The following is an 8,742-nucleotide window of genomic DNA, read 5'->3' as shown; positions in this document are numbered from 1 at the left end:
GACGAACGATTCGAGCTCGGTGCGTTCCTCGTCTGAAAGATCAACCGTATACTCCTTGTTTACCATATCCTCTCTAACAGATTGTCTCTTAACAATCTATGGTTGACGAAGCACTAGTAGGCGATCATCGGGATGGCCGTCCCGATGGCGCTTGTCGGCGTTGGCGTTAGCTTGGCCTCCTGATGGGACAGATCGTCAATATGACGCTATCGACCGTTCCGACCACGAACTCCGCCGAGGCATCTGGCGTCCTGAATGCAAGCAGTTCGATGGGGTTTGCCTTAGGAACGGCAGCCGTTGGCTCGTTTCTGCTCAGACAGTTCTACGGCAGTGTCGTCGATGGCATACTGCGAGCGGAACACGTGACCGTTTCAGTGGAGCAACGAAACAAGCTAGTGCTAGCGCTCCAACACGCGACCGAGACCGCAACCAAAGCCATTCAGCACCAGTTCCTGACCCAACTCACTCCTCCGCAACGACGCTTACTCCGCGGCATCTTCAAGGCCGCGATGTTCGACGCTGAGCAGGCGGCGCTACTCCTCCTCGTCCTGTTTGTGTTGCTCTTGCTCACCGCATCGACGTTCTTGCCACGACGAGTGCTAGAGACCGACAAATCATCCGAGTCATCCCAGGGGGACCGAGTGAAAAATCTGAACCGGCGGTGGAGGATTGACCCGAAACATCAAAGAGGCAACCCAGACACGAGATGTCGGATAAACGGCCGGTAACCGGTGAATTTCAGCCGTGAGAAACCCGCTCGACAGTTGCGTATACATTCCGTAGAATCGTACCCACGCTGGTCTTTTTTCATTTACAATCCGAACAATATTCATTAGATAACTAAAAATATTCTCTGTCATGTCCGGTAGCGTCTTCCCACGATTTGAATAGTACTTTCTAATTTCATTTATTGGAGGTCGCGTCGTATCCGCATCGCCATTGAAGCGGAACCACGAAACCCCATCCATCTGGGGTTAGACTGCCCGTCCCGTTCACTGGAGAAAACAGAGAATGAACCACAGAAAACCGATTACACGTCGAACAGCACTGAAACAGTTCGGAGCGGCAGGCGTATTTTTAACAGGTGGACTAGGAGGACAACGATACCAACGACAGCAACGCCCGATACCACTCTCGTTTAGAGACGTTCCCGAAGTCGAGATCAATTATGCATACGATTATACGTGGCGGAAGATCGACGAAGATCAGCGTTCTACGAGATTTTGGCTAGTAAATAAGAGCTTTATCTTTTTTAATAAGATGAAGAACAGTGGTCATAAAGGAGATCATATTTCATTTACTAAGGATAAAGTATCTAGCGATTCATTTGTCGACCATAATGAGAAAGATGTCGTAAAGTACCATGATGATGGGACGGAGACGGTAACCCGAAATTACATTAAAGGATCCCACGTTTCGTGGTCATCCGGTTTATCTCTGGATATCTATCCAGATCGTGGATATTACGTGATCGATGGTCCTGATCCGTCGTATACTGTTCGAGTCACGAAGCAGGGAGAGGGGCAATCAGCGGGGGAGAAACAAACAGAACAGATGTATGGTCCCAGAAGTAGGCAGTCGCTTTCGACGTTCAAACCAGACGATCATAACAGCGCAGGTGGGAGAACCGTAGATTACAACGCTATAGAAGGGAGAACAATTCGTGAAATCGATTTTGGTGGGGGAAGGGGCACGGAATCCGCAGCCTGGGTCATATTACCAAGAATCCGCTGACGAACACGTTTTTGTCACCTAGAATTTCACGTCGAACTGTGATAGCAACTCGAAACCTCTCTTCCAGGACTGCGATACCGCTAGAACCCATCGATATCCTTCCCGCATTCGAGTGCGAGGAGATTCGGGGGACGTCGGTCACTCCTCTACAGGGACGACCTCGGGCATGTCATAGGACCCGTCAACCAGCGACCAGTGAGGACCGTAGAATCGAGCCGCAAAGCGCATGCCACCGTCGGGGGCAGGCAGCCAGTTTTGCACCTTCTCAGGGTCCTCTGGTTTCTCGTGTTGGACGTAGATGACGAGTTCGTTGGCTTCTGTGTGTAACAGTCCTTCTTCGAGCATGTAGCTGTTGATGCTGTAGCGGTCGAGTTCGTTCTCGACGAAGTAGCCCTGCGCGTCGTAGATCGGAACCTCCCAAAACTCGGTGACCGGTGGGAGATTGTCGAGGTCGAATGTGATGGTGTACCGCGTCGACCCGTCCAGTGGGTCGCCGCTCGCGTCGGTGAATCGGAACCCTGCGACGTGTGATTTAGGCGAGTCAGGGCCCGCATAGCCGAAGTCGGCCATGACGGCCCGGGTCAACCAGTCAGTCCTGAAGTCCCCCGTCGGCGCAAGGACTTGCCAGCCGTTCATGTCGATCAAGCCCTCCTGACCGGTGGTTCTGACGCGCTCGAATCCGTTCTGGAACCCGGTGGTCAGCGCCTCCTGGATGTCGTTGTCGAGGGCGGACCAGTCGAACTCCTTCCCTGGGCCGATTCCGACCTCTTCCAACCGGTCGAGCATCGCAGCCTCCTGGAGTGAGTCGTCGATGAGCGGCAGGGTCGGGTCGTTCAGGACGAGGTTGAGGAGGGTGAAGAAGTCCTCGGCGGTCTGATTTTCGACCTGTTGCGTCGTGAGTTCCGCCATGCGTGGAATCGTCTCGTAGTCGCCGGGGACGACTGGTTGTTCCGCCCGCGGCACGCCCGAGTGGTCGTTGGCGAGCCATTTGCTGAGCGGGGTGATCGTCGTCTGATTCTGTAGTTCGTTGATATGCGCAATTTCGGATTCGTCCGTGGGGTCTCGCAGCGCGTACCGGACTTCGGTGAAGAGGGTCTTCGTCCCTGCCTGGACGACGTCGGTCGCGGCGAAATCGCCTGGGATCTTCCCTTCGTAGCCGTCCGGCAGTACCAGATATGACCGCGCGTCGGTACCGTTGAACTGATTCCCGGCGTAGAGGGGATAGATCCCGTACTGATTCATCAACTCCAACGAAAAGTAGCGGTCGGTGACCTCGGGCATCTCGATGACGAAGGGTTCGTCCTGCAGATCGAGGACGCCCTGCCCATACAAGGTGGTGGCATTCGGACTGACGACAGCCGTGAAATCGGCCGTGATCGGTCGGCCCTCGTTGGGATAGTACAACCGATTGACGCCCACGAAGACGTCGCTGTCCTCCTTCTGCGTGTAGTTGAAGCGCGTCTCGTAGAAGATGACCTGCTGGAGGCCGTAGAGGTACGCGTCTTCTGCGATCGATGCCACCCTGGTATTCGTTCCGTCATCTGCTGATATCTTGTTCCGAACCTGGCGGGCGCTAGCACCGCCGCCCATCGCGAGTAATCCGGCGAGACCCGCCGCGCGCAGCGCGGTGCGGCGGGTTGTCCGCATCAATTCAAAGTCTGATTCTGCGTCAGCCGGCGTGTCGTGTATCTCATTACTCATGATTGGTGTCTTGCCCCGTTTTCTCTCCCGCGGTGCCGACAGCACTCCCCACCCAATTCCTACCCTCGTACGACAATCTCCTATAAAGAGGTGATGGCATCAAAACATAAATTTATTACAGAATGGTGGAAGTAATTGTTGAATAAACGATTTACTTACAAAACAGCCACACACCATCTAGTACTGGAGAAGAGACGGAGCTGACAAAAATACACCATATATTCATACTAGTGATTGCTCTGGCTCTCACGTCGGCTTCGGTGGGGCCTCTACAATGAAGTCGACGGAATACTCAACGATACCCTTCTACCGTGCTCACGTGTTCTTAGGCTGGAACTGCTCGCCGTACCGTTGTTCAAGGCACCCCAAGCGTGCGATCAGCCTTCGATTTGGAGTAGACGGAGTCGCTACATTCGAGATGTCCGGAATCTGAGAGCCTCAATTCCGTTGTGTTCGGCCTGACATTGAAATTTCGTCGCTTCGGTATCCCCGCCCCCGAAAACCAGCCCCGCTGTGGCCTCGTGCTCCTGACGGCGCCGCTTCTCGCATCTCCGTCAGCCGTCGCCGTGTGCGGCCTCGAACGCCGCGATTGCGTGCTCGCGGCGCTCGCCGTGGTCGACGATTGGATCGGGGTAGTCGGGCGCGATAGCGGCGCGCTCCTCGTCGTCCAGCGCGGGCCACTCGTGGATGGCGTCGGTTGGCGCGTCCCGAAGTTCGGGGACGTACTCCCGGACGTACTCGCCGTCCGGGTCGTACTCCTCAGCCTGGGACGCTGGGTTGAAGACGCGAAAGTACGGCGGGGCGTCCGTTCCTGTCGAGGCCGCCCACTGCCAGCCGCCGGCGCCGTTCGCGGTGTCGTGGTCCGCAAGCTTTTGACGATACCATTCGTACCCCTCACGCCAGTCTATCAGCAGATCCTTCGTGAGGAACGCGGCGGCCACCATCCGGACGCGGTTGTGAATCCACCCCTCGTCGCGCAACTGCCGCATCCCAGCGTCGACGAGCGGGTAGCCGGTCTCGCCGTCCTTCCACGCCCGGAGCCCCTCAGGTTCGTCGCGCCACTGGATTTCGTTCGGGAACTCGCGGTAGTTCTCGGTAACTATGTCGGGGCGCGCGTCGAGGACGTGGGCGTAGAACTCCCGCCAGGCGAGCATTCGTCGGAATGCTTCGACCGACTCCCGGGCGTCCCCGTTGCTCGCGGCAGCCGCCGCGTCCTCAGTGGCTTTCCAAACCGTCCGGACGCCGACTGTCCCGAACTTCAGGTGCGGCGAGAGGCGCGAGGTCGCTTCCCGGGCGGGGTAGGCGCGGTCGTCCCCGTAGCGGTAGATAGTGTCCTCGCGGAAGTCGTCGAGTAGGTCGTGGGCGATGTCAGTACCCGCTGGCTGCACGTCGGCTTCGGGTTCGTCGAAGCCGAGGTCGGCGAGTGACGGGAGCGGGCCGGCGACACCGGAGGCCTCGCCGAGCCACTCCTCGCCGAGGCTGTCGCGGGGGTCGACAACGTCACCGCGAACCGGCGCGGCGACGGGGGCGGCTTTCTCCCGGTTGCGCCACTGCCGCCAGAAGTACGAGAAGACAGAGTAGTGGCTCCCGTCGTTCGGCCTGATGCTCTCTGGTTCGTGGAGGAGAATGCCGTCGAACTGCTCGACGCTGACGCCGGCGTCGGCGAGCGCTGCCTCGACCGCCTGGTCGCGTTCAGCCGCCAGTCCAGAGTAGTCGCGGTTCCAGGTGACCGCGTCGGCGTCGCAAGCCGCAGCGAGATCGGGAAGCACCGCGCTTGGGTCGCCGCGGACGAGGAGCAATTCACCGCCGCGCTCGCGGTATTGCTCGCGCAATGAGTCGAGCGCATCGAGCAGGAACGACACCACGGGCGGCGCGCCATAGGCGAGTATCGCGGGATCGTGAACGAACACCGGGAGCACGCGGTCGTCGTCCGCCAGCGCCGGGTTGTCGGTTATACGAAGGTCACGGCGGTGCCAGTGGAGTCGTATACCGGAGTCTTGGCGGGCGCTGGCGCCACCGCCCATCGCGAGGAATCCGGCGAGACCCGCCCCGCGAAGCGCAGTGCGGCGGGTTGCCCGTAGCGGTTCGGAGTCCGATTTTGCGTCAGCTGGTGTGTCGTGTGTCTCGTTGGTCATAGTTGGTTCCTGTTTTTCTCTTGCACGGTGTCCACAGCACTGCTCCCGTCCAGCTCGCACTCTCGTACAACAACCACCTATAAAGAAATGCTGCTAGTACAACATAATTTACTGATGTACTGATGGCGGGAATTGTTAAACGACTAATTCACCCCTTCTGAGAGCGGTTCTCGCAGCACTGAACAACCCAACCTCCTTCTATTCGAGAGCATTGGCCTGCTTCTTTCGCGCTTTCTATTCATCACGACATCACCAAATTATATTTGATCAGCAGCGGTTTTGACGCATAATGCATGCCCACACGGATGGATGACCATCGACGCGGATCGCGAACAGTTGTCACCGTGACTGCGCTTTACAATACGGACAGCGGTTGGCGGTCATTGGCTGAGACCCGCTTCGACATGCAGGTTCCCGCCGCAGTCGCCGCACTGGTAGTCCCCAGGGTTGCGCACTGTCTTCGAGCGACGATACCGCCCGATACGCTGGCCACACTCCATACAGGCTAGCCACCATTTGGGTGAGGTGAATCGCTGGCAGTGCTTAGAGATGTCGAGGCGGATGTCCAGCGTGTCTAAGAGTTCTGCCCCTTGAAAATATAGTCGACAGCATTGCGATCGAGGCACGGACGGGACTATGGCGGGAAGTCGCGCTCGAACGAGGGGCGGCGCTCGTGTCTCAGTATCCTGCTCGTATACAAACCCTGTCTACAGCATCGTAGTGAAGGAATCGCAAGCAGATGGAACGACTGATAACCGCCCGCTTCCTTCACTCGACAGGCTCAGCCTCGGGAAACTGATAGTTCCCGTTAATGATTGGCTCGCGTGGGTCGTAGAACCGGAAAAGATAGCGCCATCCCTCCGGGGTGTAGAGGAAGTTCTTCTTGTCGGGGTCGCCACCGAAGTGGATCGTGATACTGCCGTCAGCGTTCCGGTCTGCAGTCACATTGCTCACAGTGTAGGCATCGTATTTGTTCTTTACAAAGGTCAGGCGACTGTTGTAGACGCTGATTGACCAGAACCCGTCGACCGGGACGTCCTTGACGGTGAGTGTGTATGGCGTGTCGCCGTCATTCTGGTCGGGAGTCCGTTGGAGGATTACTGCTTCCGACGGTTCCGGGACTCCAGTCCACCCCGACACAGTGGAGATGAAAAATTTCACAGGATCGACCTGGCCGACGTCACCGAATGCGTCCGACCAGTTGTCTATCTTTCTGCGAGGAGAGAATCCCGCCGTTCACGGCGGGAGTGAATCCGACAACTCTTTCACAAACTACGCATCGACACTACGGATATTTAAGTAGTATCGGTTCATAATATGATGGACACCGAGGCGGTCACACCGCCCACTCAATTGCACAATATCGGGACTCCGAGACCCAGAACGTTCGAGACACCCTCTCGAACCGCTGTACGGTGCTGTAATCGTGAGTACGTGACTCGTGCTGATTTGCCCGGCAACCCCACCGACTCCGAAGAGGCCGACGACACCCCCGAGAGCCCGAAGCAGTGTCCGGCGAAGTAGTACCGCTGGTAATTCTGATGGCTGTGAATCGGAATATCCCATTGTTTCCTGCAGCGTGCGTGTTCACTCGATGCAATCACCGAGAGCGCACTCGGAGAGGAGTGAACGGACGTGACCATAACGGAACAGGAACGTTCAGCACGACGAACGGCGGTTGTGACCAATACGAGGGCATAAGCGAGCCCTACCAACACGCGTGTGAACGTCGGCAGAAGAGTGAAATCGGTCTGCCCGTCTCGCTACTCGAACGTAATCAATGAACAGACCCACGGTCGTCGTGGGGCGTCTTGCTGATTTCAGAGCGTGCCTTCCCGTTTCTCACTTCCGTCCCTGACATACATTCCAGGCAGCCGTACACTTCGTCGTCGTTGTCACCGAAAACACGGCCGAACTCCGGCGTAATGAACGAGTTGCAGTTCTGACACCGACGATTGGTGTCGTCGGCGTTCCCTACTCCTGGTCGTTCTGATGGATTCATGTTGGAAGAGTGTGCTTACACGTTGTTTACCCGCTGTCGTGATTCGGTACCACACTGGCTGCATTCGGTGATGCGGTACGGTTCCCGCGAGAACGCAGCGTTCTCATCTTTGTCACTTTCCGTAATGAGTTCGACTGACGCGTGATGGGGAGTCTTCTCCCCACAGTTTTCGCACTGTTCGGTCGTTTCTTTGAACTTTGGCTGTGTCGTTGACATAGTGATTTCGTGGTGATCGATAGTGTCGTCGGGTTCGTCCCGGTGCAAGAACCTCTCTCGCACTCTATCGAGTAACAGTATCTTGCAGTCAGTCGGTCTACTCGTTGCAAATGCAGGGTGTTCATTCGTGTCTCTCACCGAGCGACAGAATAGGTGCCCGTGGCTGCGGGTCATCCATAGCCCGCTAGAACGCAAGCCTTGTGCCGCTACTACGCCTAGTTCTCGCATGGCAGTTATCACTGACATCGAGATCCCGGCCGACCAGTTCGCGCTGGGCCAGCTCTTAGAGGAGTACCCCGACGTCGAGATCGAACTCGTCCGGGTCATCCCACTGCGAGATGGAATCATCCCCCTGTTCTGGGTCGAAGGCGGCGACCCCGAGGAGATCGAAGCCACGGTTCGCAGGGATCCACTGGCCGAGAACATCGAACTCCTCACTGAGGCCGACGGGCGGTATCTCTTCGAGATCCGCTGGAGCACGGAGATCGACGCGCTCATCCAACCCATGATCGAAAGCCGCGCCGAAGTCCTCATTGCCGAAGGGACAGTCGATAGCTGGATGTTTCGCCTCCAGTTTGCAAATCGGTCGATGCTGGCCGACTTCCGCCAGCACTGCCAGGACAACGGCGTCCAGTTCGAGCTCACGGCGCTGTACAATCCCACCATTCCAGACGAGGAACTCACAGAAGGCGAACTCACGAACGAACAGTTCGACCTCCTGGCGACCGCTCACGAGCACGACTACTGGGACATCCCTCGCGGGATCGAACTCGGGGAACTGGCCGACCTCATCGGCGTCAGCTCGAACGCGGCCTCTCAGCGAATGCGCCGGGGCCCATCCGTCTTTAGCTAAGACGAGAACCGCGTGACAGTGACGGCTTATCGAGGCTACTTTTCGAGAGGAATGAGGAGGAGAAGTCAGTGCACGACTCTCGCTCCTCATCAAGAATCATG

Annotated in this window: 8 protein-coding genes; 3 read left to right on the top strand and 5 right to left on the bottom strand. The window is 57.2% G+C overall.

What is annotated here, in order from left to right; translation table 11 throughout:
• The first annotated feature begins 182 nt into the window (after window positions 1-182).
• Window positions 183-728: a hypothetical protein gene (locus ACR3FF_RS24000; protein ID WP_458190648.1), complete on the top strand. Its 546-nt coding sequence runs from the start codon at window positions 183-185 to the stop codon at window positions 726-728.
• 283 nt (window positions 729-1,011) lie between these two features.
• On the top strand, window positions 1,012-1,734 hold the full coding sequence (locus tag ACR3FF_RS23995; protein WP_458190647.1) for a hypothetical protein: 723 nt from the start codon (window positions 1,012-1,014) through the stop codon (window positions 1,732-1,734).
• A gap of 138 nt (window positions 1,735-1,872) precedes the next feature.
• Here ACR3FF_RS23995 and ACR3FF_RS23990 read toward each other — a convergent pair whose 3' ends face one another.
• The 5 genes from ACR3FF_RS23990 to ACR3FF_RS23970 all read right to left on the bottom strand — a co-directional run bounded on the left by ACR3FF_RS23990 (window position 1,873) and on the right by ACR3FF_RS23970 (window position 7,788).
• Window positions 1,873-3,435, bottom strand: coding sequence for a DUF1254 domain-containing protein (locus tag ACR3FF_RS23990; protein WP_458190646.1), 1,563 nt, complete (start codon window positions 3,433-3,435; stop codon window positions 1,873-1,875).
• A gap of 554 nt (window positions 3,436-3,989) precedes the next feature.
• On the bottom strand, window positions 3,990-5,423 hold the full coding sequence (locus tag ACR3FF_RS23985; protein ID WP_458190649.1) for a cryptochrome/photolyase family protein: 1,434 nt from the start codon (window positions 5,421-5,423) through the stop codon (window positions 3,990-3,992).
• 915 nt (window positions 5,424-6,338) lie between these two features.
• Complete coding sequence (locus ACR3FF_RS23980) at window positions 6,339-6,731, bottom strand: DUF1214 domain-containing protein (protein ID WP_458190645.1); 393 nt, start codon at window positions 6,729-6,731, stop codon at window positions 6,339-6,341.
• Between the two features lie 616 nt (window positions 6,732-7,347).
• Window positions 7,348-7,572: a DUF7563 family protein gene (locus ACR3FF_RS23975; RefSeq protein ID WP_458190644.1), complete on the bottom strand. Its 225-nt coding sequence runs from the start codon at window positions 7,570-7,572 to the stop codon at window positions 7,348-7,350.
• A 15-nt stretch (window positions 7,573-7,587) separates the two neighbouring features.
• Window positions 7,588-7,788 carry a DUF7835 family putative zinc beta-ribbon protein gene (locus tag ACR3FF_RS23970; RefSeq protein WP_458190643.1) on the bottom strand — a complete coding sequence of 67 codons (201 nt, stop codon included), beginning with the start codon at window positions 7,786-7,788 and terminating at the stop codon, window positions 7,588-7,590.
• Window positions 7,789-8,014: 226 nt separating this feature from the next.
• On the opposite strand from ACR3FF_RS23970, the gene ACR3FF_RS23965 reads away from it, so the two are divergent.
• Window positions 8,015-8,641: a bacterio-opsin activator domain-containing protein gene (locus tag ACR3FF_RS23965; RefSeq protein WP_458190642.1), complete on the top strand. Its 627-nt coding sequence runs from the start codon at window positions 8,015-8,017 to the stop codon at window positions 8,639-8,641.
• Window positions 8,642-8,742 lie beyond the last annotated feature (101 nt).

This window comes from Haladaptatus ordinarius (assembly GCF_054177595.1).
This window is presented reverse-complemented; position numbering and strand designations above follow the sequence as displayed.

Coding starts and splice junctions, on each gene's coding strand:
- ACR3FF_RS23965 (WP_458190642.1), top strand. CDS start 8,015: ATGGCAGTTATCACTGACATCGAGATCCCGGCCGACCAGTTCGCGCTG.
- ACR3FF_RS23990 (WP_458190646.1), bottom strand. CDS start 3,435: ATGAGTAATGAGATACACGACACGCCGGCTGACGCAGAATCAGACTTT.
- ACR3FF_RS23970 (WP_458190643.1), bottom strand. CDS start 7,788: ATGTCAACGACACAGCCAAAGTTCAAAGAAACGACCGAACAGTGCGAA.
- ACR3FF_RS23975 (WP_458190644.1), bottom strand. CDS start 7,572: ATGAATCCATCAGAACGACCAGGAGTAGGGAACGCCGACGACACCAAT.
- ACR3FF_RS23995 (WP_458190647.1), top strand. CDS start 1,012: ATGAACCACAGAAAACCGATTACACGTCGAACAGCACTGAAACAGTTC.
- ACR3FF_RS24000 (WP_458190648.1), top strand. CDS start 183: ATGGGACAGATCGTCAATATGACGCTATCGACCGTTCCGACCACGAAC.